21 protein-coding genes are annotated in these 17,568 nt (G+C 40.8%); 6 read left to right on the top strand and 15 right to left on the bottom strand.

The window, feature by feature from the left end:
* Positions 1 to 78: 78 nt before the first annotated feature.
* From GPW69_RS00365 to ruvB, 4 genes are all read right to left on the bottom strand, one after another.
* Positions 79 to 978, bottom strand: a complete 900-nt coding sequence (locus tag GPW69_RS00365; protein WP_074391038.1) for a helix-turn-helix domain-containing protein — start codon at positions 976 to 978, stop codon at positions 79 to 81.
* Positions 979 to 1,082: 104 nt separating this feature from the next.
* Positions 1,083 to 1,706, bottom strand: a complete 624-nt coding sequence (locus GPW69_RS00360; protein ID WP_074391037.1) for an HAD-IA family hydrolase — start codon at positions 1,704 to 1,706, stop codon at positions 1,083 to 1,085.
* 1 nt (position 1,707) lies between these two features.
* On the bottom strand, positions 1,708 to 2,454 hold the full coding sequence (locus GPW69_RS00355) for a GNAT family N-acetyltransferase (protein ID WP_074391036.1): 747 nt from the start codon (positions 2,452 to 2,454) through the stop codon (positions 1,708 to 1,710).
* Positions 2,454 to 3,452, bottom strand: coding sequence for a Holliday junction branch migration DNA helicase RuvB (gene ruvB / locus GPW69_RS00350; protein WP_029172061.1), 999 nt, complete (start codon positions 3,450 to 3,452; stop codon positions 2,454 to 2,456). The genes GPW69_RS00355 and ruvB overlap by 1 nt, the downstream gene beginning before the upstream one ends.
* A 127-nt stretch (positions 3,453 to 3,579) precedes the next feature.
* Between ruvB and GPW69_RS00345 the strand changes: the two genes are divergently transcribed.
* From GPW69_RS00345 to GPW69_RS00330, 4 genes are read left to right on the top strand one after another with little or no spacing between them, the layout of a single operon-like run.
* Positions 3,580 to 4,239 (top strand): amino acid ABC transporter permease, encoded by a 660-nt coding sequence (locus tag GPW69_RS00345; protein WP_074391045.1) that lies wholly within the window; start codon positions 3,580 to 3,582, stop codon positions 4,237 to 4,239.
* Entirely contained in the window at positions 4,220 to 4,897 is a 678-nt protein-coding gene (locus GPW69_RS00340; protein ID WP_074391035.1) for an amino acid ABC transporter permease, read from the top strand. The genes GPW69_RS00345 and GPW69_RS00340 overlap by 20 nt, the downstream gene beginning before the upstream one ends.
* Positions 4,898 to 4,901: 4 nt before the next feature.
* On the top strand, positions 4,902 to 5,648 hold the full coding sequence (locus GPW69_RS00335; protein ID WP_074391034.1) for an amino acid ABC transporter ATP-binding protein: 747 nt from the start codon (positions 4,902 to 4,904) through the stop codon (positions 5,646 to 5,648).
* Positions 5,649 to 5,660: 12 nt separating this feature from the next.
* Complete coding sequence (locus tag GPW69_RS00330) at positions 5,661 to 6,530, top strand: cysteine ABC transporter substrate-binding protein (RefSeq protein WP_074391033.1); 870 nt, start codon at positions 5,661 to 5,663, stop codon at positions 6,528 to 6,530.
* A 277-nt stretch (positions 6,531 to 6,807) separates the two neighbouring features.
* Here the strand turns inward: GPW69_RS00330 and GPW69_RS10620 are convergent, their stop codons facing one another.
* From GPW69_RS10620 to purB, 8 genes are all read right to left on the bottom strand, one after another.
* Positions 6,808 to 6,981, bottom strand: coding sequence for a hypothetical protein (locus GPW69_RS10620; protein WP_171841446.1), 174 nt, complete (start codon positions 6,979 to 6,981; stop codon positions 6,808 to 6,810).
* A 101-nt stretch (positions 6,982 to 7,082) separates the two neighbouring features.
* Complete coding sequence (locus GPW69_RS00325; protein ID WP_074391032.1) at positions 7,083 to 8,795, bottom strand: ABC transporter ATP-binding protein; 1,713 nt, start codon at positions 8,793 to 8,795, stop codon at positions 7,083 to 7,085.
* Between the two features lie 2 nt (positions 8,796 to 8,797).
* A complete protein-coding gene (locus tag GPW69_RS00320) occupies positions 8,798 to 9,568 on the bottom strand; it encodes a hypothetical protein (protein WP_074391031.1) in 771 nt (256 codons plus the stop codon).
* 5 nt (positions 9,569 to 9,573) lie between these two features.
* Positions 9,574 to 10,446 carry an ABC transporter ATP-binding protein gene (locus GPW69_RS00315; protein ID WP_074391030.1) on the bottom strand — a complete coding sequence of 291 codons (873 nt, stop codon included), beginning with the start codon at positions 10,444 to 10,446 and terminating at the stop codon, positions 9,574 to 9,576.
* Positions 10,439 to 10,867, bottom strand: a complete 429-nt coding sequence (locus GPW69_RS00310; RefSeq protein WP_171841445.1) for an Msa family membrane protein — start codon at positions 10,865 to 10,867, stop codon at positions 10,439 to 10,441. The genes GPW69_RS00315 and GPW69_RS00310 overlap by 8 nt, the downstream gene beginning before the upstream one ends.
* A gap of 14 nt (positions 10,868 to 10,881) precedes the next feature.
* Positions 10,882 to 11,460, bottom strand: coding sequence for a CPBP family intramembrane glutamic endopeptidase (locus tag GPW69_RS00305; RefSeq protein ID WP_044683414.1), 579 nt, complete (start codon positions 11,458 to 11,460; stop codon positions 10,882 to 10,884).
* Between the two features lie 9 nt (positions 11,461 to 11,469).
* A complete protein-coding gene (locus GPW69_RS00300) occupies positions 11,470 to 12,198 on the bottom strand; it encodes an amino acid transporter (protein WP_074391028.1) in 729 nt (242 codons plus the stop codon).
* A gap of 648 nt (positions 12,199 to 12,846) precedes the next feature.
* Positions 12,847 to 14,139 (bottom strand): adenylosuccinate lyase, encoded by a 1,293-nt coding sequence (gene purB, locus GPW69_RS00295; protein WP_024399268.1) that lies wholly within the window; start codon positions 14,137 to 14,139, stop codon positions 12,847 to 12,849.
* A 290-nt stretch (positions 14,140 to 14,429) separates the two neighbouring features.
* Here purB and GPW69_RS00290 point away from each other — a divergent pair, with 290 nt between their 5' ends.
* A complete protein-coding gene (locus GPW69_RS00290; protein ID WP_074391027.1) occupies positions 14,430 to 15,017 on the top strand; it encodes a hypothetical protein in 588 nt (195 codons plus the stop codon).
* A complete protein-coding gene (locus tag GPW69_RS00285) occupies positions 15,014 to 15,574 on the top strand; it encodes a hypothetical protein (protein WP_074391026.1) in 561 nt (186 codons plus the stop codon). The genes GPW69_RS00290 and GPW69_RS00285 overlap by 4 nt, the downstream gene beginning before the upstream one ends.
* Here the strand turns inward: GPW69_RS00285 and GPW69_RS00280 are convergent.
* The 3 genes from GPW69_RS00280 to purE form a co-directional block, all read right to left on the bottom strand.
* A complete protein-coding gene (locus tag GPW69_RS00280) occupies positions 15,564 to 15,791 on the bottom strand; it encodes a hypothetical protein (RefSeq protein WP_074391025.1) in 228 nt (75 codons plus the stop codon). The two genes, GPW69_RS00285 and GPW69_RS00280, sit on opposite strands and share 11 nt — an antisense overlap.
* A gap of 183 nt (positions 15,792 to 15,974) precedes the next feature.
* Positions 15,975 to 17,072, bottom strand: a complete 1,098-nt coding sequence (gene purK / locus GPW69_RS00275; protein WP_074391024.1) for a 5-(carboxyamino)imidazole ribonucleotide synthase — start codon at positions 17,070 to 17,072, stop codon at positions 15,975 to 15,977.
* On the bottom strand, positions 17,059 to 17,547 hold the full coding sequence (purE, locus tag GPW69_RS00270; protein ID WP_074391023.1) for a 5-(carboxyamino)imidazole ribonucleotide mutase: 489 nt from the start codon (positions 17,545 to 17,547) through the stop codon (positions 17,059 to 17,061). Before purE ends, purK begins: the two co-directional genes overlap by 14 nt.
* Positions 17,548 to 17,568 lie beyond the last annotated feature (21 nt).

The following is a 17,568-nucleotide window of genomic DNA, read 5'->3' as shown; positions in this document are numbered from 1 at the left end:
ATATTACTAATCTCCTTTAATCTTTATGAGTTTAGTATAATGCTTTTTGCAATTCTTCAACAGGACAAAAATGTCACTTTATTGATTGTCAACTTTCCAATCTTCTTCAATCTTCTCCTCTAACTCTCTATTTTCTATCAATTTTGCAAATAGCATCGCATCTAGATAATGCTTTTCAGCCTCACCTCTATCCTTATTTACAAAAAGTGCGTACTTCCATTTCAACACGCTGACAATTGGCTTTTTCTGAAAATCTTGCGTTAACTGTATAATTTTATCTACACTGTCGAATATCTTTGGTATTGGTTCATAATATTTTTTACTTCCCAAAATGTTTACACAAGATAACAATGTATCTCTTAGAACAAATAAATCACTTGAATTGATAATATCAATTTGTCCATGTAAATATTCTATAATTTTCAAAAACTGTCCAAATATCTCTGAGTCACTACTGGATAATCTAACGTATTCAAGCTGGAGCCTAATAATCAGCAAATCATTCACTTCGTACTTTTGTTTTCGAAAAATTTGTTCAAAGTAATCTTCCAGTATCTCTTTTCCAAAGCCTGCTGTCCCTGACTCTAAGGTATCAATTCGGGATTGAATGGCATCAATCGCTACTTTCTCCTCCTCAGGCAAGTCATCATAATAATCATCATAGATTTCCGTCATGATAGCATCACGTTTTTCAACTAATTCCTCATTACCATAAGTCGGTGTACGGAGGACATCAAATTTCAGCTTGGAGTATCTTTCTGGCAAGGATACATAATCAGGCATAAGCTCATAGAGCCCCATGCCTAAGCGGGTTGCGATATATTGGATTTTTGAAAAAGTCGGCTTAGAAGTACCTGCTTCGATACGGGTTAATTGGCGGACGGAGAGCTCAAGTTCGTCACCGCAAAACTGTTCACGTGTCAGACTAGCGGTTTCTCGAAGTTGACGTACACGTTGTCCAAATTCCTTATCGTTCATAAAATACCTCCAAATATTATTTTGTATATTATAGCAAAATCATCACTCAATTTCCATACTTTTTTCTGCTTTTAAATAAAAAACAAACGGTTTTACGTTTGTTTTTATTTGTATTCATCGGTTAATATTTGTTTTATATCCAAAAGAGAAACAATCTTCCAATTCTTCTCTACACCATCAATTTGCAGGTTGATGCTATGAATCCCTGCGTTGATAGCTGTTTCTACATCGAGCAAACGATCGCCGATGTAGTAGGTATTTTCTTTGTTCAGTCCATATTTTTCGATGAGAAATAGCAGAGCTTCTGGACTTGGTTTGCGGGCAAAACCAGAATCGCTGGTCAAGATTTCTGTGAAATGGTGACGGACACCCAAATCCTCCAAAACCTGAAAAGCATTGTCACTTTTGTGTGTATAAACGAAATTTTGAATTCCTTTCTCTGCTGTCCAATCCAAAATTTCACGCGCACCAGCCATCAAGGGAATTTGCGTATTTTTCTCCTTCAAGGAAGTCGCACGCACACGATTGAGCTCATCGCTATCCAGACCGTACTTGTCCGCATCACGCACCAGCAAATCCTTGACAGAATAGCGAAGAATGAAATTTCTTACTTCCTCACGGTCAAAAGGAAGGTCAAATTGGTCGTAGGTTTCCTGTATACCAGCTAAAATCGCTTCATAAGAATCCAGCAATGTTCCGTCCAAATCCCAAATAAATGTCGGTGTCATCTTATCTCCATTCATATGCTTGATAGGGCTTGTCCAATTGGTAACCCAATTTTTCAGCCAGTTTCAAGGAAGTCAGAGTATGGGCATCCCAGCTAGGATAGAGATTACGGTCTAAACAAGCTAAGATTAACTGAGCAGCACAAGATCTAGCCAAACCCAAACCTCGATAGTCTTCCCTAGTATCCACTTCTATCTCAATCCCACCTGAATAACTGGCATAGGGTGAGGCACCTGACACCACCTGTTCCTTATGCAAGATGATATAGCCTAGACCCAAGTCTAAAAACTGCTCCACATCAGCATAATTGCCCACCAAATCGCGTGACCATTCTTCTACCAGACAGGCATCATACAGATTACGGTCAATCACTTTCAGGTCAAACTCTTCAGGTAGGGCATCAATCAGTTTCTGCAAATGCCCAAGGTCAAAACTAGTATCTTTTTTCGTAGCATAACGGGTAAAGGACCGGATCCTGTCTCCGTAAGTCCCTTCTATCAAGTCTGACCAGGCTTGGTTTTGGGGTACTAAAATAATATCCTTTCCCTCACAAATTTTTAGCAAGTCTGCATTTGGTTTTCCGGCCCAAAAACCAAAGAAGCTCTGCCGTCCATAGAGAGCTAGGACTGACTGGGGAGACTGGGTATTATCTACATGAATCTGTCCCATTCTGCCCTCTAAACAGGTCCAAATAATTGCCTCAGCCCAATCTCCAAATAAACTGGCTACTCGTCTCATCTGCTCTGCCATTATTTTTCCGTATAGGGATAACCCAAGTGCTCGTAGGCCTTGGCTGTCGCAACCCGCCCTGTCCGTGTCCGCATGAGGAAGCCCTGCTGAATCAGGTAAGGCTCGTACATATCCTCCACTGTTTCACGCTCCTCGGCGATATTGACCGACAGGGTGTTGAGGCCGACAGGACCGCCGCCGTACATCTCAATCATTGTACGAAGAATCTTCTGGTCCACATAGTCCAGCCCCTCTCGGTCCACGTCTAGCATGGTCAGGGCCTTGTCCGTAATGCTATCGTCAATCAGGCCGTCACCCATAATCTGTGCAAAATCCCGCACTCGCTTGAGCAGGCGGTTGGCGATACGAGGGGTCCCCCGCGAACGACGAGCCAGCTCAATCGCTGCTTCATGGGTAATCTCCATCTCAAAGATATCCGCTGTCCGCTCGACAATCTCGGTCAAATCAGCCAGTTCATAATACTCCATGTGACCGGTGATACCAAAACGAGCCCGCAGGGGATTGGACAGCATCCCCGCACGAGTGGTTGCTCCAATCAGGGTAAAAGGAGGCAACTCCAGATGCACAGAGCGACTGGCCTCCCCAGCCCCAATCATGATGTCAATGTAAAAATCTTCCATAGCAGAGTAGAGAATTTCCTCGACCGCCATGGGCATACGGTGGATTTCATCGATAAAGAGGACATCGCCTGGCTCCAAATCGTTGAGAAGGGCCACTAAATCGCCTGCCTTTTCAATGACGGGACCACTGGTCTGCTTGATATTGACGCCTAGTTCGTTGGCAATGACAAAGGCCATGGTGGTCTTACCCAGACCTGGAGGACCAAAAAGAAGAGTATGGTCCAAGGCTTCGTCACGGAGCTTGGCTGCCTCGATAAAGATTTTCAGCTGGTCCTTGACCTTGTCCTGACCGATGTATTCATTTAATTTCTGGGGACGCAGGGTACGCTCAACGTATTCCTCGTCCTGCATTTGTTCCATATCTAATATTCTACTCATGCATCTATTATAGCATAGCCCGTTAACTGATAGAGAAAACTTATACCTCCCATTAAAAAAATAAAATTTTCAAGCAAAAGCATATATGTTACTATAAATTCAATACTTCACAAAGGAGGTGAATCTTCTGGATTGGAACTTTATTCAAGAATCCATACCACTCTATCAAGAGGCATTCATTCTAACAATCAGACTCGCATTCCTCGGAATTATCGGTGCTTTTAGCTTGGGGTTGATTATTAGTATCATCCGTTATTACCGTATTCCAGTTCTACAACAGATTTCTACTGCTTATATTGAATTGTCACGCAATACTCCCTTGGTCATTCAACTTTTCTTCCTCTACTATGGTTTGCCGAGATTGGGAATTGTGCTGGATGCTGAAGTCTGTGCCATTGCTGGTTTGATTTTTCTAGGTGGTTCCTATATGGCAGAATCCTTCCGTAGTGGATTTGAGGCTATCAAGAAAAGTCAGATAGAAATCGGAGCTAGTTTGGGTCTGACAAATTGGCAAATTTTCCAATATATCTTGCTTCCTCAATCACTAGCTATCGCTCTACCTTCCTTTAGCGCCAATGTCATCTTTCTCATCAAAGAAACTTCCGTCTTCTCCATTATTGCCTTGGCCGACCTCATGTACGTGGCTCAAGATTTGATTGGACTACAATACGAAACAGACGAAGCACTCTTTCTCCTAGTGAGTTCCTACTTGATTGTCCTGCTTCCACTCTCGCTTTTCTTTTATTACCTAGAAAGGAGGATTCGCCATGCAGGATATGGGCATTAAAGTCTTACTAGAAGGAAATAATTTGCAACGGCTAATGGCCGGGCTTGGTGTTACACTCTGGATTTCCTTTCTCTCTATCGGTATTTCCACCATTGCTGGACTAGGATTTGGCATCATCATGACTTCAAAAAATAAGCTGATTGTATGGATGTCACGGATTTATTTAGAAACCATTCGCATTGTACCCCAGCTGGTCCTACTCTTCCTTTTCTACTTTGGATTAGCACGGGGATTCAATATCAATATTTCCGGTGAATTGGCCGCGATTATTGTATTCTCACTATGGGGGACAGCTGAAATGGGAGATTTAGTTCGAGGTGCCATCACCTCTCTACCTAAACACCAATTCGATAGCGGATTAGCATTGGGATTAAGCAAACAAAGTCTCTATCGCTATGTCATCATCCCTCAAGTTCTACGCAGACTACTCCCACAGGCAATTAACTTGGTCACCCGCATGATCAAAACCAGCTCCCTGGTTATCCTCATTGGCGTAGTCGAAGTCAATAAAATCGGACAACAGATTATTGATTTTTACAGGACTACCTCTCCTAGCGTGTCCTTATGGATTTACGGAGTGATTTTCTGTATTTACTTTATGATTTGTTTCCCAATATCTGCATTTTCTCGCTATCTTGAATCGATTTGGAAGGAGTGAAGTCGTGAGCCATCCTGTCTTAGAATTACAAAATATTACTAAAAGCTTTGGTCAACAAACTATTCTCAATCATCTTTCCTTATCCGTTAAGGAAGGGGAAGTCGTCGTCATCCTAGGACCTTCTGGTTGTGGAAAGAGTACACTACTCCGTTGCATCAACAAACTTGAAAGCATTCAAGAGGGCGATATTTTACTAGATGGCCAATCTATTCTGTCTGGATCACTTTCTCTACAGGATATTCGTCAAAAAATTGGCATGGTCTTTCAAGATTATGAATTATTTCCCCATATGGATGTCTTACAAAATCTGACCCTTGCTCCTGTCAAAGCCCTAAAACGCAACAAAGAAGAGGTCCAAGCAGAAGCCGAGACCTTGCTCAAACGGGTAGGACTAGAGCATAAAAAACATAGCTATGCCAGAGAATTATCTGGCGGGCAAAAGCAACGGGTAGCTATCATTCGTTCCCTCCTGATGCATCCTGAAATTTTATTATTTGATGAAGTCACTGCTTCTCTTGACCCAGAAATGGTTCGGGAAGTCTTGGTTCTCATCAATGATTTGGCAAAAGAAGGACGGACCATGCTGATTGTGACGCATGAAATGGAATTCGCACGCGCCATTGCTGACCGCATCATTTTCATGGACAAGGGAGAAATTATCGAAGAGAATACTGCTCAGAATTTCTTCCAACATCCACAAACTCAACGGGCTCAAGCCTTTCTAACAACTTTTGATTTTAATCATTTTTAAAAGGAGAATTTTATGAAAATCTTTAAACCTATTTTTGCTATTTTTAGTGTATTAGCTGCAGTTATTTTAGTCGCCTGCAGTAATACAAGCACTTCTTCAACTAGTTCCAGCAGTTCCACAAGTGGGGCAACCGCACGTACTCTTGAAGAAATCAAAGAAAGTGGAACAGTCAAAATCGGTGTTTTCAGTGACAAGAAACCATTTGGCTATGTGGATGCAAATGGTGAATACCAAGGATATGACGTCTATCTAGGCAACCGTTTGGCAAAAGAATTGGGCGTTGAGGTAGAATACGTCCCTGTCGAAGCTGCAAACCGTGTGGAGTATCTCACTTCTGCCAAAGTTGACATCATCCTAGCCAATTTCACAGTAACAGATGAGCGAAAAGAACAGGTTGACTTCGCCCTACCTTACATGAAAGTATCCCTCGGCATCGTGTCTCCAAGCTCTGCTGTCATCACTGATCCAGAACAACTCAATGGTAAAACCCTCATCGTCAGCAAAGGAACCACAGCTGAACTTTATTTTGAAGAGAATTATCCAGAAGTCAAACTTCAAAAATACAACCAATACAGCGAAGCCTATGCTGCCCTCTTAGACGGACGCGGCGATGCCATGAGTACAGACAACACTGAAGTTCTCGCATGGGTCTTGGAAAACAAAGGTTTCGAGGTTGGTGTAAAAGCACTAGGGGATGTAGACACTATCGCTCCTGCCGTCCAAAAAGGAAATACCGAATTACTTGATTTCATCAACCAAACAATTGAAAAACTTGGTGAGGAAGAATTCTTCCATAAAGCCTACCAAGAAACCCTTCAACCAGTATATGGTGATGCTGCCCAAGCTGATGATCTTGTTGTAGAAGGTGGAGTTATTAAATAATATTTGAAGAATAATAAGGTGCAGAGTTAGTCTGCATCTTTTTTTGATAAAAATGAAAACAGCCGACTTTTGCCGACTGCTCTCAGGAGATTATATGATACCTAGCTCTTGTCGCTTGCGACTTAGAGCTAGAGACACCTTTAGGTGAAAAGTATTTCTGCTATTTCTAGCTTGGATATAGTATAACTCGCCAAGCTTAAGGGAAAGTAAAACAGAATTCATTTTATGTGTTTTTCATTATTTATAAAAACATCTGTGATTTTTGCTCACAGCTACTTTACTCCTCAATTCGCACATGAACAAACCATTTGTCAATTCGCTTCTTCCCAGATCGCCGTAACCGCTCTGCGATCCCCTCCATATATTTTTCAAACTTTTCTTCCATCTTTGAAACTTTCGAGTCCCCTCTATCGTTTCCTCCCAAAGATAATGTGTAAGTTGCTTGTTTCATTCTCTTCTCCTATCTATTTATTGTACAAGTAATCATCAGTATTCCATTTTATTATTAGGTAACCCTAGACTTAGACTGGTCAGTCCATCGACTCCCATTCACTAACTGGCTTGCGGTAAGCCTCTTAAGAAATCTTGATAGAGATGATTTCTCTCCACTAACTGCTGATGGGGACCATAGTCGGCTACTTGCCCATTTTTATCCAAGACCAAAATAGCATCCGCCTCACGCACTGTGTGCAAACGGTGAGCAATGGTTAGCCTTGTTTTCCCAGCTGTTAAACGGTCAATCGCTTTGCTAATGACACGTTCTGTGACAGTATCTAAACTTGCTGTCGCCTCATCCAACAAATAGATAGGATGCTCTAATAACAAGGCTCTCGCAATGCTAAACCGTTGTTTTTGGCCTTCCGACAAACCTGTCCCATTTTCTGAAATCCGAGTATCTAAACCATCTTCCAGCTCAGCTACTAAATGAGACAATCCCAACTCCTTGAGAATATGAGCAATACGCTCTTCAGACACTGACTCGTTCTTTCCATACAATAGATTTTCTCTAATCGTCCCATGGAAGAGGGTATTATCTTGAGGTATAAAGGAAATCAATCTTCTCATCTCCTTGGTTGAAATATCACTTAAGCATTGTTGACCAATCCGAATCTCCCCTTGGTAGTCTTGATAGTATTTCATCAGCAAGGCAAAAATAGTTGATTTTCCTGCCCCACTTGGACCAACAATCGCTACATGAGCTCCCTCAGGAATTCTAACCGATACTCCATTCAAAACCGGATCTGTATGATAGGAAAAACAAACATTTTCCAACTGGATACTAGCTTCATCAACCAACTCTGTATCTGCCTGTTCTTCCTTATTCAGCTCTAACAACTCTACCAAACGTTTAGACACCGCATGAAACTCCATTAGTTCGTTTAAGGAAGAGGCAATGTCTGTTACTGGGTCAATCAGTTGCATCATGTACAATACGAAGGTTGTCAATGTGGCCATGGTCATCACTCCCTTGGTCACTTCTATACCTGCCACAAGCAACATCAGAATGATAAATCCTGTCATCAAGCTACTAACCAAGGTATGTTGCACCGCTGATAGTCTAATCATTTTCTCAAAGGTTTGTGACAGTTTCTGAAAAGACTTGCCCATCTCTCGTTGTTCATGCTTTTCTCCCTGAAAGGCCTTCATCAAACGAATCGTTGTAAATTTATGACTAATTCTACTAGAAACCTGCCCTAATCCCTCTTGATAAGCAGAGTAGTAACCTTCCAGTCGCTGATTCATTGGAATCATAACCATTGACAACAAAGGAAGCAACAAGAGACTAAGACCTGTGAGCCACGGACTAATGGTCCACAGAAAATAAATTGACCCGACAACCATCAAACCATTCATCAAGAAATTTGGAAGAATAACGGTGATGAAGTTCAGAACAACCGACATATCATTGGTCAAACGACTGGCAAGATCGCCTGATTGGTACTGATCCAAGTCCTTTACAGATGTGGTCAACAAGGATTCATAAATAAATTGTTGCAACTGTTTGAGTGCATTACTACCGCTACGCCCGATGAAATAATTGGATAGAGCTTGTACCGTATAAACCGATACAAAGAAAAGGATGAAACCAGCCAGCAATGCTGGTCGTGTTAATAGATTGCTTAAATAGGTTTGATCTAGCAACTGACCAATAAACTGGGGAAGGAACAAGCCCATTCCAACCCCAAGAGCACTCAGCACTATTCCAAATAGGAACATCGTTTTATTTAGCGACTTCAATAACACTCCGACGAGTCTTCTATTCATACCTAGAACTCCAAATTCTTGAATTTTTTCGCAGCAATTTTAGTAAATACGAGTGCGTAAACAAGCGTCACACCAATAGCTCCTAAGTAAGCAAGTCCCACTCCTGTTAGACCGTCGCTCGCTAAAGGCATATAACTAGTTGGAAAAATCATCGCAACTGGACCGCCAACAACTGCTAAAATCATCATCGTAATCGTCACCAAGAATCCTGTGACCATTGTGGTAATATTTTTCAGATACAAACAAAGAGCAGTTACCAAACTAACCGATAAAATATCTTTTAGTAAATAAGCGACAATACAAAACACATTACTCAAACTCTCTGCCAAACTAGTATCAAAAACGGACGGACTACCAAAAGGCAGGTGAATTACTCGAACATAATGTACAAATGCAGATGTCGCAAGGAAGAAGCCATAGAAAATAACAATTGTTGCTAAGAGACCCAAATATTTAGACCAGAAAATCTGTTTCCGCCCAAGATCTCTGTATAAAAACATGGTATGTTCATCTACTTCTTTCCTAAAGACAGAGATAGCCAAGAAATACAGGGTCAAACTAGGAAGAATAAAACTATCCACAGAGCTCATCATCATATTCGTAAAGGCAACAAGGCTAACCAACCCCTCACTAGCATGAATTTGCATAAAATTCGACCCTTCAATAAATGAAGCGGCCATATAAATAAGAGGAAACAAAGTGAACAGGAGATAAATCTGCGTCTCCTTTCGCTTCCAAATCGTTCTAAAGATAGCTGGAAAAATTTGCTTCATACTCACTACCCTTTCGTAAAGATTTCTTTCAAGTGATTCTCTTTCACTTCTAGTTTCACAATCAATTCTTGACGAGCCAGCACACCAAAAATCCGATTTAGCTCACTTGTAGGTGTAGCAGTGGAAATCTCTAACACTTCCCCCTCTAGCACCACATGGTCATTGAGCAAAGCCTCTACAGAATCTAGTTTTTTAGTCGTATCCAACTGCACGAGTACGCTTGGATGAGATTTGCCTTCAAAAGCCTCTGCCAATTCTCCCGATTCGATATAGACATAGCGACTGCACAAGGCCTCCAGCTCACCTAGTTGGTGACTCGAAATCAACATGGAAATTTGTCGCTCACTCGACCACTGCTTCAAAATATCAATCAATTTCTGAACACCAATCGGGTCCAAGCCCACAAACGGCTCATCTAAGATAAGGAAATCTGGCTCCGCAACCAAGGCAATCGCCAAAGCAGTCCGTTGTTTCATACCAAACGAGAATCCCTTTGGTTTCCGATTACGAGCATCCCATAACTCTACCAATTTCAAAGTCTTCTCAATATTTGGATAGAGCTCTTTTTTCCCATGCAGGTCCAAATAAAACTTAAGATTGTCCATAACGGTCATTTCTGGATAGAAGACTGGATCAATCATAATCCCAAAATCTGCCAACAAATTATCCTGACTAAAAATATCCGTACCCTTATAAGTAATGGTTCCTGAACTTGGTTTTAGGGACTTGGCCATTAATTTCATGAGCGTGGATTTTCCAGCTCCATTTTTCCCAATCAGACCAACAATCTCGCCCTTATTGATCTCTAAACTCACATCTTTTAGTGAGTAAAATTCGTTTCCTGCAAACTGCTTTGATAAATGATTGATTTTAAGCATAAATAACTCCTTTTTCTTTCTGACGACCTGTTTGTTGAATAAAATATGTAGCAAAAGCTATGCCATAGTACACTACAGCAACAAATAGTATTTGTGATGGAGCTAACAGATTACTAGCTACCTCGACACTCATGACATCGTCTGAAACTGTATTCAGTTGAGAAAACTGAGCCCACTGACCATTGCTACTCGTAATGTAGGCAAAAGCAGCATAAAATATCATTGACATTGTTGGAAAAATGCCTGCTGACCATGCTTTCCAAGAATTATCCTTTTGCAATCCTAGACAGATTGAATTGACAATGGGTGGTAGCAAATAGGTCAACAATAGCAAAATAGGAACCGAAAGGCTTAACAGTAGTTGCGAACTAACAACTGTCAAACAAATATAAAATAAACTCAATAGTAGAATAAATATCATCATAACCCTCACAATTAAAATGGAAATCTCGAAACCAACAGATTGTAGATCCAATGTCCTCCGATAGCATACTGCAATCCAAAACGTGTAGCTAATACAGAGAACAATAAACCTAATGGAGTTCGAATGATTAGATTATCCAACAATGGATAATTCATATGTAGCAAAACTCCAAACAAGAGAGAAGTGACCAACATAGCTAGCCAAGTAGGGTATTCACTTTTTAGAATACGGTAGATAAGATAACGGAACAAGAATTCTTCACAAGTCGCAATAATAAATTGATTGACATATTCTTCACTTTGAATAAACCAGAAATTGATCAGGAAAATTGCAATAGCCAGCAAAACAAAACTTTTCCAACTGAACTTTACTTCCGATAGCTCCTGGCAAAGTTGATAACGCTTGGTTAACATAGATGGAAGTAGAATAAAACCTACTGGCATTCCAACCAGTATAGAAAATAGGTAGGCTACCTGTAAAAATTGACTGGGACTAAACAAAACCATAGATGTTGCTAGAAGATAAGAAATTGATGCTAAAATAATCAAAGCAATGGATAAGGCAACCGGTCTAATATAGCGAATTACCATAAAATACCTCTAAAACTCCAGCTTTTCAAAGTTCGAACGGCCTTTGAGATAGATAGCAACAATATAAAATGTCGTTATAGCTGCTACCAAGGACCATGCAAGCAGTGGCTGATTAAAGCTCATCTGAGCATAGCCATTCGGTACGACATAACGAACTCCAATGAGAAATGGTGCAGTTGTTGTAAACAGCGACCAAAAAACTCCTGCTAAAACTGCCTGTAAGGATTTGGCTTTGATAGAAACCATGGCAACCATTAGAATACCGATAACATTGATTGAAATTGTTGCAAAAATAGATAGCAAAGTGGACTGTACATTATTCCAATCATCCGATACTACTTTTCCAGAAGCATTCAAGAAACCAAAATAAGCAATCGCACTTGTCAGCATTGTTAGAAGGACATAAGAGGCATACATCGCCACTAAACTGATGATTTTTGCATTAAAAAGTCGGGATCTATTCAGATCTTTATATAAAAATAGAATACCGCTATCAATCTCATCCCTAAAAACTGCGGAAATTATCAAGGATAACAGCAATGTTGGTAACACAATCCCATCCTGTGTTGCCAATGCTGCTCCTAGAAAATCTAAAAAATTGTCTGTATATTCAGCCTTTACGCCTACCAAAAATTTGGACAATATAGGAACTAAGATTGGTAAACCAGCAAAGGCATAGAACAAAGCAACATCTCTTCTATAGATAATCGATTTAAAAATAGACCTAAACATATTCATATTGTTTCCCCTTTTTATCAATAAGATAGGAACTGTAACAAATTCCCATCTTATTGATAGCTAAATCAAATTAGCTATCAAGTTCTTTTTACAAAGTGTGACGACCACGACGATAGGTGTATTTGATAATACCTAGATCGATTGTTACACGTTTATTTTTCTTAAAAAATTTGTTCATTTCTATTCCCCCCTATTACTTTAACAATTTGATTTACTAACCTATTTACAAGGTATGACGACCACGACGGTAGCTATACTTAATAATCCCGAGGTCAATCGTTGTACGTTTGTTTACAATCTTGAACTTCTTTTTCATCCTTCTTCTCCTTTCATTTTTCCTACACTTGTTTATTCGTAAATCATTTGGAAAATGATTTATTTTTTCAAGTGTGTATCTCCTTGAGGGGAATTTTCCCTCTCACTTACTTATTCGCAAGTCGTTGTCATTTTTTTGAAAAAATCTTACTTTTTTTGAATAAGTTGTGAGCTTGCTTCCCCCACACTTATCTATTCGTAAACTTTTGTAAAAAATAATTTATTTTTACTCACGAATGATTGTCTAGCGGAAGGAGCTTGTTTTCCCCTTCACCTATTTATTCGCAAGTAAACAAAAAAATTCTCTGGAAAATCCAAAGAATTTTGATTTTTTTATAATCCAAGTCGTTCAAAGATGTCATCTACCCGTTTAGCATAGTAGTCTGGGTTGAAGAGTTCATCGATTTCTTCCTGGCTGAGTTTGGCTGTCACACGCTCATCCGCTTCGAGAAGGGGCTTGAAGTCCACTTGATTGTCCCAAGAATGTGCGGTTTTTGGTTGCACCAAGTCATAGGCTTCCTCACGGGTCATGCCTTTCTCAATCAAGCTGAGCATGACACGCTGGCTATAAATCAAGCCAAAAGTTGACTCCATATTGCGTTTCATATTTTCAGGGAAGACCGTCAAATTCTTGACGATATTGCCAAAACGGTTGAGCATATAGTTGATGAGGATTGTCGTATCCGGCGTGATAATCCGCTCTGCTGACGAGTGAGAAATATCACGTTCGTGCCAGAGAGCCACATTCTCAAAAGCCGTCACCAAGTGACCACGCACCACACGAGCCAGACCGGTCATGTTTTCAGAGCCGATAGGGTTGCGTTTATGGGGCATAGCAGAGCTACCCTTTTGGCCTTTGGCGAAATACTCTTCGACTTCGCGTTGTTCAGATTTTTGTAGCCCACGGATTTCTGTCGCCATACGCTCGATAGACGTTGCAATCAAGGCTAGGGCTGAGAAATATTCTGCGTGAAGGTCACGAGGTAGGACCTGGGTCGAAATTTCCTGCGGACGAATGCCCAATTTGCCACAAACATACTCTTCCACAAATGGAGGAATGTTGGCAAAGTTACCAACCGCACCTGAAATTTTACCAGCCTCAACGCCCTTAGCTGCCACATCAAAACGCTCCATGTTGCGTTTCATTTCGCTATACCAAGTCGCGAGTTTCAAACCGAAGGTCGTTGGCTCCGCATGAACACCGTGAGTCCGCCCCATCATGATAGTGTACTTATGCTCACGTGCCTTGTCAGCGATGATATTGGTAAAGTTTTCAAGATCGCGACGGATGATGTCGTTAGCCTGCTTGTAGAGGTAGCCGTAAGCCGTATCCACCACGTCGGTCGATGTCAGACCGTAGTGGACCCACTTGCGTTCCTCACCCAGACTTTCCGAAACCGCACGCGTGAAAGCCACCACATCGTGACGGGTTTCCTCTTCAATCTCTAAAATGCGGTCGATGTCAAAAGTCGCCTTCTCACGAATCAAGGCCACATCTTCCTTGGGAATCTCACCCAACTCAGCCCAAGCCTCATCAGCGAGGATTTCCACCTCCAACCAAGCCTTGTACTTGTTCTCTTCACTCCAAATAGCCGCCATCTCTGGGCGGGAATAACGATTGATCATGATTTATGATACAGAGGGCGTTAAGAAAGCGAAAGAAAAATAGGAAACTGACGCTGTGTGCTAGCACACAAGGCAGTTTATCTTTTTTCCGACGCTTTTAGCCCGAGTTCAAATTCTCAGAACGCTCTCTTCTCCTTTCACAATTTTTCTATCCCTATTATAACAAATTCATCCATTAATTTCATTTTAAAAATAATAGTCTCAGTATACTTTATAGGCATACTATGGTACAATGATTAGTGACTACTTTACAGAAAGATTTATTTTGATCTATTATGATAATTGGAGAAATGAAAAAAAATAAAGAATTTCCTATTAATATAACTGAGTATCTCACAAACGCTCACAAATACATAACAGAAAGATTCCCATCACAAACCATCAACGATGTCATTCGCCTACAAATGACCAAAGATAACAGAATATTATCTGTAAGATTTGAATTGAACGATGGCATTTTTAAAATACTTGAAGAAAAATTTACCCCCTTAGAACCGACATATGTTGTTAAAATTTCTGAGGAAGTTAAGCCAAGAACAAATAACTCTATTACAACTGGAAAATACAGTTATGAAATCAAAAATCAGAATGATGCAGATGATTTTGTGAGATTTGATTACAAGCCTTATGAACACTTTCCCCACTATCATATAAACGCTAGTGCGAGAATCCATGGCCCCAATAACCATCTAGAGTATCCAAAAGATACAACTATTAACTTAGAGCTATTAGATTGTTTTAAAGCAATTAACATTTTCAATGCCTTTGTCAAAGATTATATTGAAGGTACTGTCGATAATACGAATGATATATTAGTAAATTTCAAAAATAAGAATCCTAAATACATAAATAAATTAAAATCAGGAGAGCGCACATGACAACCAATTATAAAGATATCTGCGAAATGTTCAACGACTCCAAAGCTTATGCTATGGAAAAGAATATCAATAAAATTATTTTATTTGCTAAAGGAATAGAAAATGTCTTAAAATTCAAGAATATACTTGATGAAACTGATATTGAACTTATAATTACCACATTCCCAAGTAATCAGGTACTTTACATAGAAGACGAAGAGGAGGGGATTATTGAGACTCACCCTGAAATCTTGTCTTCCGAAAATCGAACAAAATTAAAATCCTTAAATATTCCACTGATTACATCTACTTTCCCATTCGAGCCAATTATCATACCTGGAAATAACTACAATCCCTATTCAACCATATCTCAAACCCTTAATATTTTTGGTCCCGGCACTGACATCGCTGTACAATCTTCTCTAATGGCTGTAGATACGGGTGTTGTTGAGCCTGGAGAGCGAATCTTAAGCCTTACAACCCAAAATGTACTGGACTTGAAAGCTACTAATAGTCGATTTCTTTTCCATCCAGAAAAAGGACTAGAAATTTATCATATTTTACGACCTAAAGAATAATCATAAAAAAACTACTGCCCATTATTACATGAGCAGTAGTTTTTTCCATATTTTGTGCGAATTCTATATTATCCACAGTAGTAGCTTTGAAAAAATCTGCAGATAAATCTGCAATTGAACTACTTTCTTCAATAATATCAACTCCAAAATCATCGATATTTATTCCAAATTCCAACAACGAAGATGCCAAATCATCAAAATGAATTTCATAAGACATAAAGTAAACAACTCCTTTTAACTCATTATATAACTCTATATAATTTTGTCAAGTATTTTTATTTTTTTAAGATTAGTACCAATTAAAACACATACTCGTTTATACTATTCGAAACTGCTTCTCTCTCTTTAAAATTCGTAAATCAAATTTAAATCTACCACGAAAACATTAATATCGATAAACTTAATAATAGCAAAACTTCTTTTCTTCCTCAAATTCCTCCACCTCAACACTATCCCCCAACACCGTCACGTGTCCCATTTTGCGATTGTGCTTCGCTTCTAGTTTACCATAAAAGTGGGGATGGGCGGTAGGATTTTCTTGAAGAAATGTTTGGACGGCTTCCATGTCTTGTCCGAGGACGTTGATCATGACAGCTGGTGAAAGCAGGCGGATAGGGGGTAGAGGCTCCCCTAGAATGCCTCGGATATGGGTATCAAACTGTGAAAAATCACAGGCTTCAATGGAATAATGTCCTGAATTGTGTGGTCGAGGGGCGATTTCGTTGACCAGAATGTCCTGACCTGCCACAAACATTTCAACACAAAGGGTGCCTGCCAAATGGAGCTTGTCTGCGATTTGTAGGGCCATGGTTTTGGCTTTTTCAGCTAGTTCATCTGAAATACGGGCAGGCACAATGGTCTTGTAAAGAATATTATTGCGGTGGATATTTTCCTGTACAGGAAAGACGGTGTAGTCGGAGCCATTGCCAGACACAAGGACGGAGATTTCCAGGTCGAAATTCACAAACTCTTCCAATACACACTCGGCAGAGTTGGCTAGTCGACTAGCCTCTATCAAGTCCGCCGCTTCTCGAATGACCTTCTGACCATGTCCGTCATAGCCCCCAGTGGCTGTCTTTAAGACATAGTTTTTGCTGAGGTCCAGACCTTCTAGGTCTAGGCTAGAAGTGACGACTTTGTAGGGGGCGACTTGCACGCCAGCTTTTTTTGCCAAAAAATCCTTCTCAAAAATGCGGTTCTGGGAAATGCGGAGGAGGTCTGTCCCTTGAGGGAGCTGGCCGTCCTTGATGACCGCGTCCAGTCCGTCGGCATCGACATTTTCAAACTCGTAGGTCAGGACATCGCACCGCTCCGCCAGCTGTTTGAGGGCCGCCACATCGTGATAGGGAGCGACAATGACCTCGCTGACTTTGGAGGCTGGGCAGTCCGCTGCGGGATCCAGCGTGATGACCTTGTGACCCATGTAAATAGCAGAAATAGCCATCATCTGCCCTAGCTGACCGCCTCCGATAATTCCGATTGTCTTAGATGAGGTCATCTGTCATCGCCTCCGCAATTTTTTCTTGTTCCTTGGCAAAATCTGCCAGCTGAGCTGCAATGTTTTCATCTTCAATGGAGAGAATGCGAAGAGCTGTCAGAGCTGCGTTAGTGGCACCTGCTTCTCCGATTGCCATGGTCGAAACAGGCACACCGCCTGGCATCTGCACGATAGAGTAGAGCGAATCCACACCGCTGAGGGCACGGGATTGGACTGGGACACCGATGACAGGCAGGGTCGTCTTAGCTGCCACCATACCTGGCAAATGAGCCGCACCGCCCGCTCCTGCGATGATGACCTTGATACCACGGCCACGAGCTTCTTCGGCGTGACGAAACATAAGGTCTGGCGTGCGGTGGGCAGAGACCACTTTCTTTTCATAGGCTACGCCAAATTTGTCCAGCACATCGGCTGCTTTTTTCATAGTTTTCCAGTCGGAACTAGACCCCATGATGATGGAAATTGGAATGTTCATGCTTATACTTCCTTTTCTTTA

The sequence above is a fragment of the Streptococcus suis genome (genome assembly GCF_902702775.1).
Taxonomy (GTDB): Bacteria; Bacillota; Bacilli; order Lactobacillales; family Streptococcaceae; genus Streptococcus; species Streptococcus hashimotonensis.
This window is presented reverse-complemented; position numbering and strand designations above follow the sequence as displayed.

Coding starts and splice junctions, on each gene's coding strand:
- GPW69_RS00365 (WP_074391038.1), bottom strand. CDS start 978: ATGAACGATAAGGAATTTGGACAACGTGTACGTCAACTTCGAGAAACC.
- GPW69_RS00360 (WP_074391037.1), bottom strand. CDS start 1,706: ATGACACCGACATTTATTTGGGATTTGGACGGAACATTGCTGGATTCT.
- GPW69_RS00355 (WP_074391036.1), bottom strand. CDS start 2,454: ATGGCAGAGCAGATGAGACGAGTAGCCAGTTTATTTGGAGATTGGGCT.
- ruvB (WP_029172061.1), bottom strand. CDS start 3,452: ATGAGTAGAATATTAGATATGGAACAAATGCAGGACGAGGAATACGTT.
- GPW69_RS00340 (WP_074391035.1), top strand. CDS start 4,220: ATGCAGGATATGGGCATTAAAGTCTTACTAGAAGGAAATAATTTGCAA.
- GPW69_RS00330 (WP_074391033.1), top strand. CDS start 5,661: ATGAAAATCTTTAAACCTATTTTTGCTATTTTTAGTGTATTAGCTGCA.
- GPW69_RS10620 (WP_171841446.1), bottom strand. CDS start 6,981: ATGAAACAAGCAACTTACACATTATCTTTGGGAGGAAACGATAGAGGG.
- GPW69_RS00325 (WP_074391032.1), bottom strand. CDS start 8,795: ATGAATAGAAGACTCGTCGGAGTGTTATTGAAGTCGCTAAATAAAACG.
- GPW69_RS00320 (WP_074391031.1), bottom strand. CDS start 9,568: ATGAAGCAAATTTTTCCAGCTATCTTTAGAACGATTTGGAAGCGAAAG.
- GPW69_RS00315 (WP_074391030.1), bottom strand. CDS start 10,446: ATGCTTAAAATCAATCATTTATCAAAGCAGTTTGCAGGAAACGAATTT.
- GPW69_RS00310 (WP_171841445.1), bottom strand. CDS start 10,867: ATGATATTTATTCTACTATTGAGTTTATTTTATATTTGTTTGACAGTT.
- GPW69_RS00305 (WP_044683414.1), bottom strand. CDS start 11,460: ATGGTAATTCGCTATATTAGACCGGTTGCCTTATCCATTGCTTTGATT.
- GPW69_RS00300 (WP_074391028.1), bottom strand. CDS start 12,198: ATGAATATGTTTAGGTCTATTTTTAAATCGATTATCTATAGAAGAGAT.
- purB (WP_024399268.1), bottom strand. CDS start 14,139: ATGATCAATCGTTATTCCCGCCCAGAGATGGCGGCTATTTGGAGTGAA.
- GPW69_RS00290 (WP_074391027.1), top strand. CDS start 14,430: ATGAAAAAAAATAAAGAATTTCCTATTAATATAACTGAGTATCTCACA.
- GPW69_RS00285 (WP_074391026.1), top strand. CDS start 15,014: ATGACAACCAATTATAAAGATATCTGCGAAATGTTCAACGACTCCAAA.
- GPW69_RS00280 (WP_074391025.1), bottom strand. CDS start 15,791: ATGTCTTATGAAATTCATTTTGATGATTTGGCATCTTCGTTGTTGGAA.
- purK (WP_074391024.1), bottom strand. CDS start 17,072: ATGACCTCATCTAAGACAATCGGAATTATCGGAGGCGGTCAGCTAGGG.
- purE (WP_074391023.1), bottom strand. CDS start 17,547: ATGAACATTCCAATTTCCATCATCATGGGGTCTAGTTCCGACTGGAAA.